General features: G+C 58.3%; 13 protein-coding genes. 3 read left to right on the top strand and 10 right to left on the bottom strand.

Translation table 11 applies throughout. The features are described 5' to 3' along the window. The first annotated feature begins 3 nt into the window (after positions 1 to 3). Positions 4 to 288 (top strand): YciI family protein, encoded by a 285-nt coding sequence (locus tag AC1V0D_RS17280; protein ID WP_009086949.1) that lies wholly within the window; start codon positions 4 to 6, stop codon positions 286 to 288. A 59-nt stretch (positions 289 to 347) separates the two neighbouring features. On the opposite strand, the gene AC1V0D_RS17275 is transcribed toward AC1V0D_RS17280, so the two are convergent. From AC1V0D_RS17275 to cysJ, 3 genes are read right to left on the bottom strand one after another with little or no spacing between them, the layout of a single operon-like run. Further along, positions 348 to 1,082, bottom strand: a complete 735-nt coding sequence (locus AC1V0D_RS17275; RefSeq protein WP_009086951.1) for a phosphoadenylyl-sulfate reductase — start codon at positions 1,080 to 1,082, stop codon at positions 348 to 350. Next, entirely contained in the window at positions 1,079 to 2,800 is a 1,722-nt protein-coding gene (cysI, locus tag AC1V0D_RS17270) for an assimilatory sulfite reductase (NADPH) hemoprotein subunit (protein ID WP_482907811.1), read from the bottom strand. The genes AC1V0D_RS17275 and cysI overlap by 4 nt, the downstream gene beginning before the upstream one ends. Then, positions 2,800 to 4,611 (bottom strand): NADPH-dependent assimilatory sulfite reductase flavoprotein subunit, encoded by a 1,812-nt coding sequence (cysJ, locus tag AC1V0D_RS17265; protein WP_482907810.1) that lies wholly within the window; start codon positions 4,609 to 4,611, stop codon positions 2,800 to 2,802. Before cysJ ends, cysI begins: the two co-directional genes overlap by 1 nt. Positions 4,612 to 4,909: 298 nt before the next feature. On the opposite strand from cysJ, the gene queD reads away from it, so the two are divergent. Next, positions 4,910 to 5,269 carry a 6-carboxytetrahydropterin synthase QueD gene (gene queD / locus AC1V0D_RS17260; protein WP_009086958.1) on the top strand — a complete coding sequence of 120 codons (360 nt, stop codon included), beginning with the start codon at positions 4,910 to 4,912 and terminating at the stop codon, positions 5,267 to 5,269. 106 nt (positions 5,270 to 5,375) lie between these two features. Here the strand turns inward: queD and queE are convergent, their stop codons facing one another. From queE to rlmD, 6 genes are all read right to left on the bottom strand, one after another. Next, positions 5,376 to 6,047, bottom strand: coding sequence for a 7-carboxy-7-deazaguanine synthase QueE (gene queE, locus AC1V0D_RS17255; RefSeq protein WP_150030186.1), 672 nt, complete (start codon positions 6,045 to 6,047; stop codon positions 5,376 to 5,378). Between the two features lie 229 nt (positions 6,048 to 6,276). Further along, complete coding sequence (gene eno / locus AC1V0D_RS17250) at positions 6,277 to 7,572, bottom strand: phosphopyruvate hydratase (RefSeq protein ID WP_009086962.1); 1,296 nt, start codon at positions 7,570 to 7,572, stop codon at positions 6,277 to 6,279. A 76-nt stretch (positions 7,573 to 7,648) separates the two neighbouring features. Next, entirely contained in the window at positions 7,649 to 9,286 is a 1,638-nt protein-coding gene (gene pyrG / locus AC1V0D_RS17245; RefSeq protein WP_009086964.1) for a glutamine hydrolyzing CTP synthase, read from the bottom strand. Between the two features lie 232 nt (positions 9,287 to 9,518). After that, positions 9,519 to 10,304 carry a nucleoside triphosphate pyrophosphohydrolase gene (gene mazG / locus AC1V0D_RS17240; RefSeq protein ID WP_482907809.1) on the bottom strand — a complete coding sequence of 262 codons (786 nt, stop codon included), beginning with the start codon at positions 10,302 to 10,304 and terminating at the stop codon, positions 9,519 to 9,521. Between the two features lie 156 nt (positions 10,305 to 10,460). Next, positions 10,461 to 12,692 carry a GTP diphosphokinase gene (gene relA / locus AC1V0D_RS17235; protein ID WP_009086968.1) on the bottom strand — a complete coding sequence of 744 codons (2,232 nt, stop codon included), beginning with the start codon at positions 12,690 to 12,692 and terminating at the stop codon, positions 10,461 to 10,463. A 29-nt stretch (positions 12,693 to 12,721) separates the two neighbouring features. Continuing rightward, a complete protein-coding gene (gene rlmD / locus AC1V0D_RS17230) occupies positions 12,722 to 14,038 on the bottom strand; it encodes a 23S rRNA (uracil(1939)-C(5))-methyltransferase RlmD (RefSeq protein WP_154929337.1) in 1,317 nt (438 codons plus the stop codon). Between the two features lie 92 nt (positions 14,039 to 14,130). Between rlmD and barA the strand changes: the two genes are divergently transcribed. Further along, on the top strand, positions 14,131 to 16,860 hold the full coding sequence (barA, locus tag AC1V0D_RS17225) for a two-component sensor histidine kinase BarA (RefSeq protein ID WP_482907808.1): 2,730 nt from the start codon (positions 14,131 to 14,133) through the stop codon (positions 16,858 to 16,860). A 19-nt stretch (positions 16,861 to 16,879) separates the two neighbouring features. Here barA and AC1V0D_RS17220 read toward each other — a convergent pair whose 3' ends face one another. Then, positions 16,880 to 18,019 (bottom strand): glycerate kinase, encoded by a 1,140-nt coding sequence (locus AC1V0D_RS17220; protein WP_482907807.1) that lies wholly within the window; start codon positions 18,017 to 18,019, stop codon positions 16,880 to 16,882. Positions 18,020 to 18,037 lie beyond the last annotated feature (18 nt).

Here is an 18,037-nt window from a genome sequence, read left to right as displayed (position 1 = left end):
GACATGTACGTCGTCTTTCTGAATTACATTCGTCCGGTAGAGGAAGTTGAAACCCTGCTGGCTGGCCATATCGACTGGCTTAATCGCTATTTTGACGCGGACATTTTTATTGCGGCGGGACGTAAAGATCCGCGCACCGGCGGCATGCTGCTGGTGAGGGATATTGAGCGTGAACGGCTGGAGGCGATCTTAGCGGAAGATCCTTTTGTCGCCGTGGCGCAGTATGAGGTGACAAAGGTGAATGTAACGCGGGCAGCGGAAGCCTTCAGTGGCTTAACCGGCGTCTGAGACCAGGCAGTGACGCCCTTCTCTCCCGCCAGTCAGGGGGGAGAGAAGAGGCGCGGGATTCAGCCTTCGTGCAGGCCGCACTCACGCTTGAGACCGAAGAAGCGGGTCTCTTCTTCTGCCATACCCGGCTCCCATTTGCGGGTGGTGTGGGTATCGCCCACCGAGAGATAGCCCTCATCCCACAGCGGATGGTATTTCAGCTTGTGCTGTTCCAGATACTGATGAATCTTCCGGTTATCCCAGTCGATAATCGGCAGCACCTTAAAGACGCCGCGCTGCACGCCCAGCACCGGCAGATTCGCCCGGCTGCCCGACTGATCGCGGCGCAAACCGGCAAACCAGGTCTGCGCGCCCAGGGTTTCCAGCGCGCGGTTCATCGGTTCGACTTTGTTAATCTCGTTATACTTCTCAATCCCCTCGACGCCCTGCTCCCACAGTTTGCCGTAGCGCGCTTCCTGCCAGGCCGGGGAGGTTTCGGCGCGGAACACTTTGAGGTTGAGATTGAGCTGGTCTGCCAGCTCATCAATAAAACGATAAGTCTCCGGGAAGAGATAGCCGGTGTCAGTCAGGATCACCGGAATATCGGGCTGCTGACGCGTCACCAGGTGCAGCGACACCGCGGCCTGAATACCGAAGCTGGAGGAGAGTACATAGGCGCCCGGCAGATGCTCCAGCGCCCAGCTGACCCGCTCTTCTGCTGACGCCTTCTCCAGCTGCGCATTGGTCGCTGCCAGCGCCATTGCACGCTGGACTTTGGACATCTCATTCAGTGCTGCGAGGTCAGGATGACTCATTTTGCCTCCTCCCAAAAGTCGCGTGCCGGGTCCAGCACCGGCGCGACAATGCCCGTGCGGATGGTGAAGTCACCAAAGCCTTCTGCGGCCTGGCGCTCGGTGGCCCAGCGTCCCACCAGCTCATCAATGGTGGCGAGAATTTCGCTTTCGTTAATGTTCTCACGGTACATGCGGGGAATACGCGTTCCGGTGCGGTTTCCGCCCAGATGCAGGTTATAGCGGCCTGGCGCTTTACCCACCAGACCCAGCTCTGCCAGCATGGCACGACCACAACCGTTCGGACAACCGGTAACGCGTAACACTATGTGCTCATCACCGACGCCGTGAGCATGCATGATGCCCTCGACTTTGGTCACGAAGGCGGGCAGGAAGCGTTCTGCTTCCGCCATCGCCAGCGGACAGGTCGGGAAGGCCACGCAGGCCATCGAGTTTTCGCGCTGCGGCGTGACGTGATCCATCAGACCATGTTCACGGGCGATCGCTTCAATCTTCGCTTTCTCGCTCTCCGGCACGCCCGCCACAATCAGGTTCTGGTTGGCGGTCAGGCGGAAATCGCCCTGATGAACTTTCGCAATTTCGGCAATGCCGCTCTTCAGCGGACGACCCGGATAGTCGAGCAGGCGACCATTCTCGATAAACAGCGTCAGGTGCCATTTATTGTCGATGCCTTTAATCCAGCCAATGCGATCGCCACGGGTGGTGAATTCATACGGGCGGATCGGCTCAAAGGTCACACCGGCACGTTTTTCCACTTCCGCCTTAAAGGTCTCGACGCCCACGCGCTCCAGGGTGTACTTGGTTTTGGCGTTTTTACGGTCGGTACGGTTACCCCAGTCGCGCTGGGTGGTGACAACCGCTTCAGCCACGTCGAGGATCTTATCCACCGGGAAGTAGCCAAACTCGCTGGCAGTGCGTGCGTAGGTCGCTTTGTTGCCGTGCTCGATCGACAGGCCGCCGCCTACCAGCAGGTTAAAGCCCACCAGCTTGCCATTTTCAGCGATCGCCACGAAGTTCAGGTCGTTGGCGTGCAGATCCACGTCGTTGTGCGGCGGGATCACCACCGTCGTTTTGAACTTACGCGGCAGATAGGTTTCACCGAGGATCGGCTCTTCATCGGTGGTCGCGATCTTTTCCTTATCCCACCAGATCTCGGCATAGGCACGGGTGCGCGGCAGCAGATGCTCAGAGAGCTTCTTCGCCCACTCATACGCTTCCTGATGCAGTTCCGACTCAACCGGGTTCGAGGTGCAGAGCACGTTACGGTTGACGTCGTTGGCGGTCGCCAGCGCATCCAGCCCCACTTCGTGCAGCATCTGATGCGTCGGCTTCACGTTCTTTTTCAGAATGCCGTGAAACTGGAAGGTCTGACGGTTGGTCAGACGGATGCTGCCATAAAGGGTTTTGTCGGTAGCAAATCTGTCGATAGCCAGCCACTGGGTCGGCGTAATGATCCCGCCCGGCAGACGGCAGCGCAGCATCATGGCGTGGCGCGGCTCCAGCTTCTGCTCAGCACGCTCGGCACGGATGTCGCGATCGTCCTGCTGGTACATGCCGTGGAAACGGATCAGCAGGAAGTTATCGCCGGTAAATCCACCGGTCAGACCCTCTTCCAGATCTTCTTTAATGGTGCCGCGCAGATAGTTGCTCTGCTTCTTCAGACGCTCGGCGTCGGTTAATTTGCCTTCTACAACCAGCGGTCCAGGGTGTTTATCGCTCATTAGTAAACGTCTCGCTGATAACGGCGCTCAATGCGCAGCTCACTTAAAAATTCGTCGGCCGTTTCACGATCCATTCCGCCGTGTTCGACCACCACATCCAGCAATGCCTGCTCGACGTCTTTTGCCATGCGATTGGCGTCGCCACAGACATAAAGATGCGCGCCCTCCTGAATCCAGCGCCACACTTCGGCACCTTTCGCGCGGATCTTATCCTGAACGTAAATCTTTTCAGCCTGATCGCGTGACCAGGCGAGGTCGATATGGGTCAGCAGACCATCCTTCACATATTTCTGCCACTCGACCTGATAGAGGAAATCCTCGGTGAAGTGGGGATTGCCAAAGAATAGCCAGTTTTTGCCGCCCGCACCGTCGTTATCGCGCTGCTGCATAAAGGCGCGGAAGGGAGCGATGCCGGTGCCCGGCCCGATCATGATGACCGGGGCATCCGGATCGGCCGGCAGGCGGAAGTTGTCGTTATGTTCGATGAACACCCGGACCTCGCCCTCTTCTTCGATGCGATCGGCCAGCCAGGTGGATGCGCCGCCGCCGCGCTGGCGACCTTCGATATCAAAGCGAACGGCACCCACGGTGATATGCACTTCGGTATCGGTCTCTGCCTGAGAGGAGGCGATAGAGTAGAGTCGCGGCGTCAGCGGACGCAGCAGTCCGGTCAGCTGTTCGGCGCTGAGCTCAGACGGAGCCAGGCGCACCATGTCGACGATGGGATACTGCTGCGCATAGTGCTGCAGTCTGGCTTTATCATCCACCAGAGCCAGCAGTTCGGCGTTACGTGACAGCTGAGCGTACTGCGCAACAATCTGCGCCGTGTTCACCGTCAGTTCGAAATGCTTCTGCAGCGCCTCGGCCAGCGGCAGCGTGCTGCCCTGAACCTCAACCGGTTCATCGCCTTTCAGCCAGACCAGCTCCAGCAGTTCGCTGACCAGCGCTGCGTCGTTTTCATACCAGACGCCCAGCGCATCGCCGGGCTGATAGCGCAGACCGGAGTCGCCCAGATCGATTTCGATATGGCGCACATCTTTGTCGGAATCCCGTCCGGTGATTTTCTGATTCACCGCCAGGCTGGCGCTGAGCGGCGCCTCTTTGCTGTAGGGGCTGGTGGTCACTTCGTTGACGCTGCCTGCCACTGTCGCGGCCGCCTGCGCCGGCGATTCAGTCGGCACCCGCGCTTTGAGGATCGCTGTCAGCGCACTGCGCCAGGCCGTGGCCTGTTCCGCATACTCGACATCCGCATCCACGCGCTCAAGCAGGCGCTCGCCGCCCAGCTCGGCCAGACGGCTGTCAAAATCTTTGCCCGCCTGACTGAAGAATTCATAGGAGGTATCGCCCAGGCCAAACACGGCAAAGGCGGCCCCGTCCATCTTCGGTGCCTTTTTCGACATCAGGAACTTATGCAGCGCCACCGCCTCTTCAGGCGGTTCGCCCTCGCCCTGGGTCGAGGTAACGACGACCAGCATCTTTTCCTGGCCAATCTGTTTGAACTTGTAATCACCGGCGTTCACCAGGTTGACATTCAGCTTGGCGGCCAGCAGGTCATCACGCAGCTGCTCGGCCAGACGACGGGCATTGCCGGTCTGTGAGGCGGAAAGCAGTGTGATAACCGGTGCTTCAGCGGCCGCCGCAGGCGGTGTGCTGCTGGCGACGGCGCTACCCGGTGCCTGTTCTACCCTGCCCCAGAAATAGCCTGACAGCCACGCCAGTTGAGTCGGGGAATAATCTGTCGTCGCCGCCTGTAAGCGGGCGAGTTGTTCCGGAGAGAGCGGAAGCATTGAACCAGGTGCCTGAGTCGTCATCGCGTTAAAAATTCCAGTATCAGAAGTCCGGACCGTAAAATGGCGGAAGAGTGCGTAGGTTACCGGGCTGTATATTAACGATTAAATACGCCTTCGACATATCAAATAACCAAAATGACTAAATGGTTTTTCAGGTAGGATTAATCAGCAAAAGTGGTAAGCAAAGCGGCGCTATATCAGTTAATTAGCTGGACATCAGAGGAAGACGGGTGAAGAAAAAGAACGCTTCGTGCGCAGCGGGTGCGAAAAAAGCGGTAATCAGGTAGAATCCAGCGGTTTTTAATGTCTGAGAACCACTATGTCTACCACCCTGTTTAAAGAATTCCAGTTCGAGGCCGCGCACCATCTTCCGAATGTGCCGGCCGGACACAAATGTGGCCGTCTGCACGGTCATTCGTTCCTGGTTCGTCTGGAGATTACCGGCGAAGTGGATGCGCATACCGGCTGGGTTATGGATTTTGCTGAACTGAAAGCGGCGTTTAAGCCGGTCTACGATCGGCTGGACCACTACTACCTGAACGATATTCCCGGCCTGGAAAATCCCACCAGCGAAGTGCTGGCGAAATGGATCTGGGATCAGATGAAGCCGCAACTGCCGCTGTTAAGCGCGGTCATGATCAAAGAAACCTGCACTGCGGGCTGCGTTTACCGCGGCTGACCCTGTCGGATCGAATCCTTCGATCCGACGCGGCTCCCCTTTTTCGCCTCTGCTATCCCCTGCCCTGCACGCCCCCCTCCGCGCGCAGAAACCACCGCGATGAAAATCAGGCGATATTGAGATATTTGTGAGTCTGCATCGACAGACGCCAGTTACGGGCGATGCAGGTCTCAATGCAGAGGCGGGTCGCCTCCTCTTTGCGGCTGATGGGCTGAAGCGCGATGATGCGCGGTTTGCTGTCCTCAATGCCCGCCAGTAGTTCATCCAGTGCCTCGACATCACGCTGGCGCGCCACCGGATGTTTGATTTCATCAGCCCGGCTCAGGGCCTGCGGCAGCACGTCGTAGCCGCCGCGCATGTTCACCTTCGGCGACACCGTCACCCAGGTCCGTTCAGAGCAGTGGATTTCGTGAGTGCCACTGGTCTCAATCTGGCACTGAAAACCCTGCTGTTCCAGCGCAGCGGTTAACGGGCGCAGATCGTATATCGCCGGTTCACCGCCGGTAATCACCACGTGCCGCGCCGTCCAGCCCTGCTGTTCGATGGCGCGAAGCAGGGTCGCCGCGTCGGCATCGCCCCAGGCGTCACTCTCCACCGTTTTGATCAAAATGTCGCCCAGCGAGGTCTCCCGATCTGCCCGTTTGTCCCAGGTATGTTTGGTATCGCACCAGCTACAGCCCACCGGGCATCCCTGCAGGCGGATAAAGAGAGCAGGCACGCCGGTGTAGTAACCTTCGCCCTGCAGTGTCTGGAACATTTCGTTAATCGGGTAGAACATTTTTTACTCGCCTGGATAAATCGGGGCGCTGATTATGGCAGATTTGTCGCGCAGCTCAACCACGCGTTGTGCCTTTTCTCCGCGCGCAGGGAACTGCACGGGCCGGCAGGAATGCCGCTTGATCGGGCCCTGCCATCCGTGACTGTACACTGCATAAACAAAAAGCCCCGCACAGGGCGGGGCTTTCTGTTTATGCGATGCCACGCAACGTGGCATCAGCACCGGGTCATTACTGACCTTTAACTTCTTTCAGACCGTTGAATGGCGCTTTAGAACCCAGCGCTTCTTCGATACGGATCAGCTGGTTGTACTTAGCAACACGGTCAGAGCGGCTCATTGAACCGGTTTTGATCTGGCCTGCTGCAGTACCAACCGCCAGGTCAGCGATGGTCGCATCTTCGGTTTCACCTGAACGGTGAGAGATCACCGCAGTGTAGCCCGCGTCTTTCGCCATTTTGATCGCAGCCAGAGTTTCGGTCAGAGAACCGATCTGGTTGAATTTGATCAGGATGGAGTTAGCGATACCTTTTTCGATACCTTCTTTCAGGATTTTGGTGTTGGTTACGAACAGGTCATCACCCACCAGCTGGATTTTGTCGCCCAGAACTTTGGTCTGGTAAGCGAAGCCGTTCCAGTCAGATTCGTCCAGGCCATCTTCGATAGAGACAATCGGATACTGTTTAGTCAGATCTTCCAGGAAGTGGGTGAACTCTTCAGAGGTGAACGCTTTACCGCCTTCACCGGCCAGAACATATTTGCCATCTTTGTAGAACTCAGATGCCGCACAGTCCATCGCCAGGGTGATGTCTTTGCCCAGCTCGTAGCCTGCTGCTTTTACCGCTTCTGCGATAACAGCCAGTGCTTCAGCGTTGGAACCCAGGTTTGGTGCGTAGCCGCCTTCGTCACCGACAGCGGTGCTCATGCCTTTGCTTTTCAGCACTTTTGCCAGGTTGTGGAACACTTCAGAACCCATACGGATGGCTTCTTTCACGTTAGCTGCGCCAACCGGCTGAATCATGAATTCCTGGATGTCGACGTTGTTGTCGGCATGTTCGCCACCGTTGATGATGTTCATCATTGGCAGAGGCATAGAGTATTTGCCTGGGGTGCCGTTCAGTTCAGCGATGTGCTCATACAGTGGCTGACCTTTAGACGCCGCCGCCGCTTTTGCCGCTGCCAGGGAAACAGCCAGAATGGCGTTTGCACCGAAGTTAGATTTGTTCTCAGTACCGTCCAGGTCGATCATGATCTTGTCGATGTTCGCCTGATCTTTCGCGTCTTTGCCTTTTACCGCTTCAGCAATCGGACCGTTTACTGCAGCAACGGCTTTGGTTACGCCTTTGCCCAGGAAACGTGATTTGTCACCGTCACGCAGTTCCAGCGCTTCGCGTGAACCGGTAGAGGCACCTGATGGCGCAGCGGCCAGGCCTACGAAACCGCCTTCCAGATGCACTTCAGCTTCAACAGTCGGGTTACCACGTGAGTCGATAATTTCGCGACCGATGACTTTTACGATTTTGGACATTACGATTTTCCTCAGTACAAGTTAGTCAATCCTAAGACAAACAACGCGCGAAAAGTTCGCGCGCTGTTTGTGAAACTTACTTCGCTAAACGCTTCTGATGCTCATGCGCGGCTTTCACAAAGCCGGCAAACAACGGATGGCCATCGCGTGGTGTCGAGGTGAACTCCGGGTGGAACTGGCAAGCCACAAACCACGGATGGTTCGGGATCTCGATGATCTCAACCAGCTGATCATCACCAGATCGACCCGCCACGCGCAGACCGGCTGCTTCAATCTGCTTTAACAGCATATTGTTGACTTCATAGCGGTGGCGATGGCGCTCAACGATGGTGTCAGAGCCGTAGAGCTGGCGAACCTGGCTGCCCGGCGTTAACTGACACTGCTGGCTGCCCAGACGCATGGTGCCGCCCAGATCGCTCTGCTCGCTGCGGACTTCGACGTTGCCCTCTTCGTCACGCCATTCGGTGATTAATGCCACCACCGGGTATTTACAGTCTGGCACAAATTCGGTGGAGTTGGCGCCCGGCATCCCGGCGACATTGCGCGCAAACTCCATCAGCGCGACCTGCATGCCCAGGCAGATACCCAGGTACGGCACATTGTTCTCACGCGCATACTGCGCGGTCATCAGCTTGCCTTCCACACCGCGGTAACCGAAGCCACCCGGAATCAGAATCGCATCCAGATCTTTCAGCAATTCGACACCGCGTGATTCCACATCCTGCGAATCGATCAGTTTGATGTTCACGGTCACGCGATTTTTCAGGCCGCCATGTTTCAGCGCTTCGATCACCGACTTGTAGGCATCCGGCAGCTCAACATACTTGCCCACCATACCGATGGTGACTTCGCCACCCGGATTGGCTTCTTCGTAAATCACCTGCTCCCACTCGGCCAGGTTGGCTTCCGGTGCGTTCAGGTTGAAGCGCTTGCAGATATAGTCATCCAGGCCCTGCGATTTCAGCATGCCAGGAATCTTGTAGATGGAATCGACGTCCTTCAGCGAGATAACCGCTTTTTCAGGGACGTTACAGAACAGGGCGATTTTGGCGCGTTCGTTAGCCGGTACGGCACGGTCAGAACGGCAAATCAGCACGTCTGGCTGGATACCGATCGACAGCAGCTCTTTAACAGAGTGCTGAGTCGGTTTGGTTTTCACCTCACCCGCCGCCGCCATATAAGGCACCAGCGTCAGGTGCATGTACATGGTGTGCTCGCGGCCCACGTCGACGGCCATCTGACGAATCGCTTCCAGGAACGGCAGCGATTCGATATCGCCTACCGTGCCGCCGATTTCGACCAGCACGACATCATGACCTTCACCGCCTTCAATGATGCGCTCTTTGATGGCGTTGGTGATGTGCGGGATAACCTGAATGGTTGCGCCCAGATAGTCGCCCCGGCGCTCTTTGCGCAGGACATCTGAGTAGATACGACCCGTGGTGAAGTTGTTGCGACGCGTCATTTTGGTGCGGATGAAGCGCTCGTAGTGACCCAGATCCAGGTCAGTTTCGGCGCCGTCGTCAGTGACGAAAACTTCGCCGTGCTGCGTCGGGCTCATGGTGCCTGGATCCACGTTGATATACGGGTCCAGCTTCATGATGGTCACGTTCAGACCACGGGCTTCGAGAATGGCTGCGAGGGAGGCTGCGGCAATGCCTTTACCCAGAGAGGAAACGACCCCGCCGGTCACAAAAATATAATTCGTTGTCATGCTGAACCTGAGAGTTTAGGTTTAAAGACGGTGGAATAACCAGGACGGGAAAACAGTATACTGGAAACCGCTATCAGCCACAATTGATGAATCACAGCCATCCTCCAACGCATTGCTGCGGCTAACATAGCGGATAGCCGCCGAAGAAATGTTGACGTGCGTCACAAAGTTGATGGCGCGCTGAATCGTGTAAGCGCAAACGGCGACTTTATGCACAGCGCTGGAATAATCATCACTTCTCCCCGGCTTTGACCTGCTGCCAGGCGGCCTCCATCTGTTCCAGCGTCGCACCCGGCATACTCAGTCCCTGTGCGGCAATGATCGCTTCCACCGCGCGGAAGCGGCGCTCAAACTTGTCGTTGGCCTTCTGCAGCGCGGTTTCTGGTTTGCTGCCCAGATGGCGCGACAGGTTGACGGTGGCGAACAGCAGATCGCCAATCTCCTCTTCCAGCTTTTCGCTGTCCACCACGCTCTGCTGCGCCTCGTGCATGACCTCATCAATCTCTTCATGCACTTTCGCCACCACCGGCCCCAGGGTGGTCCAGTCGAAGCCGACATTATGGCAACGCTTCTGGATTTTATGGGCGCGCATCAGCGCAGGCAGTGCTTTCGGGATGTCGTCCAGCGCCGAATGCTGCGCTTTCTCTGCCCGTTCGGCGCTCTTAATCGCTTCCCAGTTTTTCAGCACCTCCGTGCTGGTTTCCGCCGTGGCCTCGCCAAAGATGTGCGGATGACGGCGCTCCAGCTTGTCGCTGATGGCGTGGCAGACATCCTCAAAGTTGAAGCGATCCGCTTCGCTCGCCATCTGGGCATAAAAGACCACCTGAAACAGCAGGTCGCCCAGCTCGCCACGCAGGTCGCTGAAATCTTCGCGCTGGATGGCGTCCAGCACCTCATAGGTCTCTTCCAGCGTATAGGGCGCGATGCTGGCAAAGGTCTGCTCACGATCCCACGGACAGCCATGCTCGGGATCGCGCAGGGTTTTCATAATGCCAAGCAGGCGCTCAATAGCGTTCATTCGGGTAGATCCTTGATTGATGGTCAGATGACAGGAAACAGAGAGGCGCATGACAGGCGCTGACGGATGCAGTAACGCGCGTCCGGCAGCGCCCCGGGGTGCAGATTGCGCCCGCGCAACCGCACGCTGCCGGTTGCCGCAGGGCCTGACTGACAATCAGTGCAGGCGACGGGCGTCAATGATATCAGAGACCTGGTTCAGGCGCGCCAGGACACGTCCCAGTACCTGATGGTTGTAGATCTCAATATCCATGTCGATGGTGGCGAGCTGTTTTTTGGTGTCGCTGCGGCTCGACACGCCCAGCACATTCACTTTCTCATTGGCGAGAATGGTGGTGATGTCGCGCAGCAGCCCGCTGCGATCGTTGGCCGTCACCCGCACCACCAGCGAATAGCCGCTGGAGTAGCTTTCGCCCCACACCGCATCGACGATGCGTTCCGGGGCGTGGGAAATCAGTTCGGCCAGTTGGTCGCAGTCGGCGCGGTGGATAGAGATGCCGCGCCCCTGGGTGATGAAACCGACAATATCGTCGCCCGGGATCGGCTGGCAGCAGCGGGCGATATGGTGCATCAGATTGCCCACCCCCTCCACGACCACGCGCCCGCTCTCTTTGCGCGCCGGCGGAGTGTAGGCTTTCTGCGTCAGCTGGCGCAGCGCCTCACGATCTTCCTCTTCGGCGCTCGGCTTATTCAGCTTCGCCTGCAGGAAGTTCACCATCTGATTGAGACGAATATCGCCGCCGCCAATCGCCGCCAGCAGCTCTTCAAGCGAGGTCACGTTATAGCGCGGCAGCAGCAGTTTTTCCGCCTCGCGCAGGCTGATATCGAACTGGTTCAGCTCGTTATCCAGAATCTGCCGTCCGGCGGCAATGTTCTTGTCGCGATCCTGCTTGCGGAACCAGTTGTGGATCTTCGAGCGTCCGCGGCTGGTGGTGATGTAGCCCAGGTTCGGGTTGAGCCAGTCGCGACTCGGGTTCGGCTGCTTCTGGGTAATCACCTCAACCTGATCGCCCATCTGCAACTGATAGGTAAACGGCACAATGCGGCCGCCGATTTTTGCGCCGATGCAGCGGTGACCGATGTCGCTGTGAATATGGTAGGCAAAGTCGAGCGGTGTCGATCCGGCAGGCAGATCCACCACGTCCCCTTTCGGGGTAAAGACGTAGACCCGGTCATCAAACACCTGGCTGCGCACCTCTTCAAGCAGCTCGCCCGAGTCCGCCATCTCCTCCTGCCAGCTGATCAGCTTACGCAGCCAGGCGATGCGCTCTTCGTGGCCGGCAGCACCACGCGCGCTGCTCGAGGTTGGGCCCTCTTTGTATTTCCAGTGCGCCGCGACCCCCAGCTCCGCATCTTCATGCATCTGGCGGGTACGGATCTGAATCTCCACCGTTTTGCCCTGCGGGCCTAACACCACGGTATGAATCGACTGATAGCCATTGGGTTTCGGGTTAGCGACGTAGTCATCAAACTCGCTGGGCAGATGGCGATAGAGCGTATGCACCGTGCCCAGCGCGCCGTAGCAATCCTGCAGGCGATCGGCCACGATGCGCACCGCCCGCACATCAAACAGCTCATCAAAGGCCAGCGACTTTTTCTGCATCTTACGCCAGATGCTGTAGATATGTTTCGGACGACCGTAGACCTCGGCGCGCACGCCCTCTTTGGCCATCTCTTTGCGCAGGTTGCTGACGAAGTTGTCGATATACTGCTCGCGGTCGATACGCCGCTCATGCAGTAACCGGGCGATATGCTTGTATTCGTCGGGATGCAGATAGCGGAAGCAGTAATCTTCCAGCTCCCATTTGAGCTGACCGATGCCGAGACGGTTGGCCAGCGGGGCATAGATGTTGGTGCTCTCTTTGGCCGCCAGCACCCGCTCATCTTCCGGCGCATCTTTCATTTCGCGCAGGTTCATGATGCGTTCGGCCAGCTTCAGCACCACGCAGCGGAAATCTTCGACCATCGCCAGCAGCATACGGCGGACGTTATCGACCTGTTCAGAGGCCATGGAGTCGTTGTGAATCGCTTTCAGCTGGCGGATGGCGTCCATGTCGCGCACGCCGTGCACCAGCGAGACGATGCCTTTGCCGACGGCGGTTTCCAGCTCCTCCTCACTCACCACTTCATCGTTAGCCAGCGGGAAGATCAGCGCCGCACAGAGGCTTTCGATATCCATGCTGAGCATGGAGAGGATTTCCACCATCTCGATCCCGCGCCACAGCAGCAGCGACTGATCGGGATGGTCCTGCGTCTGCGCTTCACAGTAGCGCCAGGTATCGGCAACGCGTTGACATGATTGCGGGTTGGCGATACCGAGACTGGCGATCCACTGGTCGAGGGCAAATTCCCCCTCAGTATTTAAATGCGCACTTCTGACCGCAACCATAACCTCTCCTGCACAACGACATACATCGCTTATGTTTTTCTGAACAGCACCATGGATTCGAGATGACGGGTATGAGGGAACATATCCAGCATCGCGACCCTTTCCAATTGGTAGCCTGCCGACAGCAAGACCTGACTGTCGCGGGCGAGTGTTGTTGGATTACACGACACATAGACCACGCGTTCTGGCGCAAGTTTAACCACATGTGCCATCACGCCCGCAGCCCCGGCGCGTGCCGGATCGAGTAATACCTTGTTAAATCCCTGTGCCGCCCACGGCTGGCGCGACACCGTCTCTTCCAGATTATGCTGAAAAAAACTGACGTTTTTAAGATTATTCGAATCAGCATTATACGCTGCCTGCCGCACTAATGCTGCAACCCCCTCCACACCAACCACATTTTGTACGAAGATTCCTATAGGAAGTGTGAAGTTTCCCATGCCGCAAAAGAGATCCAGAACCCGGTCTTCCGGTTGCAGATCGAGCCAGGCTATCGCCTTTGCCACCATCTGCTGATTCACCGCATCGTTAACCTGAATAAAGTCCTGCGGACTGAAGGTTAGCTTAAGCTGGTGAGAGTGATAAAAAGGTGTCTGAGTAGTTAGCGACGTTAACCCTTCATCACCCGCATCCAGAAAGAGCATCAGCTGATGCTTATGCGAAAACTGTTCCAGTTTTTCACGGTCGTCCGGGTGCAGCGCATCAAGATGGCGCAGGATCATCAGCGGGCCGTTATCCGCCAGCACCAGTTCCACATGACCGAGACGCCTGACGGCGCGCAGTGCACTCAGGCAGTGGTGCAGCGGCACCAGCAATGCCTCAAGTTCGGGCACTAAAACGGGGCAGTGCTGAATATCGACCAGATCGTTGCTCGCCTCCTGGCGAAACCCCATCTGCAGCCGCTGCGCTTTATTCTGCCACTGCAGACCCAGACGGGCGCGACGCCGGTAGCCCCAGGGTTCACCGGCGATCACCTCCTCCACCGCGATCGTCTGCGCGGCGGCCTGGCTCAGCATCCGGCTCAGCGCCTGAGCTTTGCTCTGCTGCTGCAGCTCCACCTCTGCATGCTGCTGCTGGCAGCCACCGCAGCGCTCAAAGTGGGGACAGCGCGGTGCGACACGTGCCGGACTGCGGCTGAGCAGCCGTTTCACTTTCCCCCGGGCAAACTGGCGTTTATCCTCTGTCAGCGTGATCTCCGCCTGCTCACCCGGCAAGGCACCGGCGACAAAAATCGTTTTGCCTTTGTGACGCGCCACGCCCTGCCCGAACGGATCGAGCTCATCGATGGTGACGGTGATCCGCTGTTGTGTCGCCACGCGCTGTTTTGCAACGTAAAATTGCGCCATAGTGTTATCAGTTCTCTTTATCGAAACGACCTGCACGGTGCTGTCGACAGGATGTGCAGGGAGGTTAATGCCGGAGTAGCCAGGCGACTATTATGACCAAATACAGCCTGCGGGCGCGAATGATGATTTTAATTCTGGCACCCACGCTGATGGTTGGCCTGCTGCTCAGCTCATTTTTTGTGGTCCATCGCTACAATGAACTGCAGCGCCAGGTGATCGATGCCGGGGCGAATATCATCGAACCGCTGGCGATCTCCAGCGAATACAGCATGACCTGGGACGATCGCGATGCGATGCGGGAGCTGGTGAGTTTACTGCACCGCCGCCACTCCGGCATCGTCCGGGCGATCTCGGTGTTCGATAATCATAACCAGCTCTACGTCACCTCCAATAACCGGCAGAACCTCAGCCTGCTGCAGCAGGAGGATATCCACGCCCTGCCCGATGATGTCTCCATGGAGCGTCACGGTAATCTGTTGATTCTGCGCACGCCGATCACGGCCGAGCGCTACGATCTGGATGAATTGCCCGATGAAAAGGTCAAACCCTCGGGTAACCCCCTGGGCTATGTGGCGATTGAACTCGATCTGCAGTCGGTGCGCCTGCAGCAGTATAAAGAGGTGTTTGTCGCCACCCTGATGCTGCTCTTCTGCCTCTGCCTTGCGATGCTGTTTGCCTATCGTCTGATGCGTGATGTCACTGGCCCGATCCGCAACATGGTGACCACCGTTGACCGCATCCGTCGCGGTCAGCTCGACAGCCGCGTTGAGGGGTACATGCTGGGCGAACTCAGCACGCTGAAAAACGGCATCAACGCCATGGCGATGTCGCTGACCGCCTATCACGAAGAGATGCAGCACAACATCGACCAGGCGACGTACGATCTGCGGGAAACGCTGGAGCAGCTGGAGATTCAGAACGTCGAACTGGATCTGGCGAAGAAGCGCGCTCAGGAAGCGGCGCGCATCAAATCGGAGTTCCTGGCAAACATGTCGCACGAGCTGCGAACGCCGCTTAATGGCGTGCTGGGCTTTACCCGCCAGATGCTGAAAACTCAGCTGCGCACGACCCAGCGCGACTACATGCAGACCATCGAGCGCTCGGCCAACAACCTGCTCAGCATCATTAATGACGTGCTCGATTTTTCGAAGCTGGAAGCGGGCAAGCTGATGCTGGAGGCGATCCCCTTCCCCCTGCGTGCCACCCTGGATGAGACCCTGGTGCTGCTGGCCCCGTCGGCGCATGACAAGGGGCTGGAGCTGACGGTGGTGTGCGACAGCAGCGTGCCGGACAACGTCATCGGCGACGCGCTGCGCCTGCAGCAGATTCTGATCAACCTGATTGGCAACGCCATCAAGTTTACTGAACAGGGCCATATCGGCCTGCGCGTCACGCAGCGCGTTATGACCCAGACGCGCGTCGAGCTGGAGATTCAGGTAGAGGATAGCGGCATCGGTATCTCTGAGCAGCAGCAGACGCAGCTGTTTCAGGCGTTCCGCCAGGCCGACGCCAGTATTTCGCGCCGTCATGGCGGCACCGGGCTGGGTCTGGTCATCACCCAGAAACTGGTGCGGGAGATGGGCGGGGATATCACCTTCAGCAGCCAGCCGGATCAGGGCTCTACCTTTGTGATTCGCGTGCAGCTGGATCTCAACCCCAACGCGCCCGGTATGCCGCGCGTGCTGGAAGCGCTGTCCCAGTCCCGCATCGCCTATGTCGAGGCGGATGCCACCGTCGCCCGCGCGGCGCTGGAGATGCTGAGCGCCACGCCGTTGCAGATCGACTACAGCGAAACGCTGGAGGGCCTGCCGGCGTCCCACTATCCGCTGCTCCTGATGGCGATGCCGGTCAGCATCAGCCAGCCCGAGCTGCTGAACGAGGGGAGGATCAATGCGCTGCTGGATCGGGCAGATAATGTGCTGATGGCCCTGCCCAGCCCGATGATGCTGCTGGCTGATGAACTGAAGGTGCGCGGCATTGACGGCTGCATTGCCAAGCCAATCTCCCTGACGCGACTCCTGCCGATGCTGCTGGATCTGCACACCCGCCAGATCAGCGAGCTGCCCTTCTCCCCGCGCCTGCCGCTGACGGTGATGGCAGTGGATGATAACCCTGCCAACCTCAAGCTGATTGGTGCGCTGCTGGAGGAGCAGGTGCAGAATATCCTGCTGTGCAGCAGCGCCGAACACGCTATCCGCGAGGCGCGCCAGCAGTCGCTGGATGTGATTCTGATGGATATTCAGATGCCTGACATCGATGGCATTCGCGCCAGCGAAATCATCCGTGGTCTGCCGCTGCACGCCACGACCCCCATCGTGGCGGTGACCGCTCACGCCATTGATGGCGAACGCGAGCAGCTCATCAAAGCGGGCATGAATGACTATCTTGCCAAACCAATTGATGAGAGCAAGTTGAGGCAGCTGCTGGCGCGCTATACGCCCGCGCCGGTGGTCGCCGTGCCGGAACTGCCGCCGATACTGCCGACGCTGGACTGGCAGCTGGCACTGCGGCAGGCAGCGAATAAACCCGACCTGGCACGGGATCTGCTGCGGATGCTGCTGGAGTTTTTACCGGAAGTCCACGCGAAGATGGCGCAGTTTATGGCCACCAATGAGGTCACGGCCCTGCGGGAGATTATTCACAAGCTGCACGGCAGTGCCAGCTACAGCGGCGTGCCGCGCATGAAGCAGCTCTGCCACCAGCTGGAGAGAGAGCTGCTGCAGGCCAGCGATATCGCCGCCCTGGAGCCGGAACTGCTGGAGCTACAGGATGAGATGGAGAACGTGGCGCGTGAAGCCCGGCAGCTGCTGGGCATCGGGTAATCCGGGGCTGGCCGCAGGATCAGTGAAAGCCGGCCAGCTTTAGCGTGGCGGCGACGTTACGCGCCGTCATCGTTACATTTTTGCCGGCCGTGGCGAGCGCCTCATCCAGCGTGCAGATACTGTAGAGCACGCTGAACACCGCATCAATACCATGCTGATGCACCACCCCCACATCCTCCGTCAGGCTGCCGGCGATGCCTATCACCGGCTTGTTGAAGCGCTTTGCCACGCTGGCGACCCCCACCGGCACCTTGCCATTGATACTCTGGCTGTCGATGCGGCCTTCCCCGGTGATCACGAGGTCGGCATCTTTTACCTGCTCCGCCAGCCCCAGCGCCTCCGTGACAATTTCGATGCCGCGCCGCAGTTCTGCCTGGCAAAAGGCGTGCAGCGCCGCCCCCATACCGCCTGCCGCACCGCCGCCGGGGATATGCAGTACGTCGATATCGAGGTCGCGCTGAATAATCGCGGCGTAGTGGGTCAGCGCCTGATCGAGCTGCTGCACCAGTGCCGGTGTCGCCCCTTTCTGCGGACCGAAAACAGCCGAAGCGCCCTCCTTTCCGGTCAGCGGATTGGTGACGTCACACGCCACCTCAATGCGGCACTGCCGAAGACGGGCATCCAGTGCATCAATCTCAATGGCGGCAAGGTCAGGCAGCGCCCCGCCGCCGTGACCAATCTGCTGGCCGCGATCATCCAGCAGCCGGGCGCCCAGCGCCTGCATCATCCCGGCGCCGCCATCGTTGGTCGCACTACCGCCAATGCCAATAATGATGTGGCCGACGCCTTTATCCAGCGCATGCCGGATCAGCTCGCCGGTGCCGAACGAGGTGGTAATCAGCGGATCGCGCTGGGCGGCGGGCACCCGCTCCAGTCCGCTGGCCGCCGCCATTTCGATATAGGCGGTGGACGCATCGCCGGAGAGGCCATAGAAAGCCTCGACCTGGGTGCCCAGTGGCCCGGTCACCTTCAGCCTGACGATGTTTCCTTTCGTCGCCGCGACCATCGCTTCTACCGTTCCTTCGCCGCCGTCGGCGACCGGTATTTTCACGTAGTGGGCATCGGGAAAGATGTCACGGAATCCCGCTTCAATCGCCGATGCCACCTCCAGGGCGGATAAACTCTCTTTATATGAATCCGGTGCGATTACGATTTTCATAGGCAATCCGAGCACAGT

The organism is Pantoea sp. PA1, from assembly GCF_056856975.1.
This window is presented reverse-complemented; position numbering and strand designations above follow the sequence as displayed.

Excerpts from the sequence above, each read along its gene's own strand:
- queD (WP_009086958.1), top strand. The coding sequence starts at position 4,910 with ATGTCTACCACCCTGTTTAAAGAATTCCAGTTCGAGGCCGCGCACCAT.
- rlmD (WP_154929337.1), bottom strand. The coding sequence starts at position 14,038 with ATGGCGCAATTTTACGTTGCAAAACAGCGCGTGGCGACACAACAGCGG.
- AC1V0D_RS17220 (WP_482907807.1), bottom strand. The coding sequence starts at position 18,019 with ATGAAAATCGTAATCGCACCGGATTCATATAAAGAGAGTTTATCCGCC.
- AC1V0D_RS17275 (WP_009086951.1), bottom strand. The coding sequence starts at position 1,082 with ATGAGTCATCCTGACCTCGCAGCACTGAATGAGATGTCCAAAGTCCAG.
- mazG (WP_482907809.1), bottom strand. The coding sequence starts at position 10,304 with ATGAACGCTATTGAGCGCCTGCTTGGCATTATGAAAACCCTGCGCGAT.
- queE (WP_150030186.1), bottom strand. The coding sequence starts at position 6,047 with ATGTTCTACCCGATTAACGAAATGTTCCAGACACTGCAGGGCGAAGGT.
- cysJ (WP_482907810.1), bottom strand. The coding sequence starts at position 4,611 with ATGACGACTCAGGCACCTGGTTCAATGCTTCCGCTCTCTCCGGAACAA.
- AC1V0D_RS17280 (WP_009086949.1), top strand. The coding sequence starts at position 4 with ATGTACGTCGTCTTTCTGAATTACATTCGTCCGGTAGAGGAAGTTGAA.
- cysI (WP_482907811.1), bottom strand. The coding sequence starts at position 2,800 with ATGAGCGATAAACACCCTGGACCGCTGGTTGTAGAAGGCAAATTAACC.
- barA (WP_482907808.1), top strand. The coding sequence starts at position 14,131 with ATGACCAAATACAGCCTGCGGGCGCGAATGATGATTTTAATTCTGGCA.
- pyrG (WP_009086964.1), bottom strand. The coding sequence starts at position 9,286 with ATGACAACGAATTATATTTTTGTGACCGGCGGGGTCGTTTCCTCTCTG.
- eno (WP_009086962.1), bottom strand. The coding sequence starts at position 7,572 with ATGTCCAAAATCGTAAAAGTCATCGGTCGCGAAATTATCGACTCACGT.
- relA (WP_009086968.1), bottom strand. The coding sequence starts at position 12,692 with ATGGTTGCGGTCAGAAGTGCGCATTTAAATACTGAGGGGGAATTTGCC.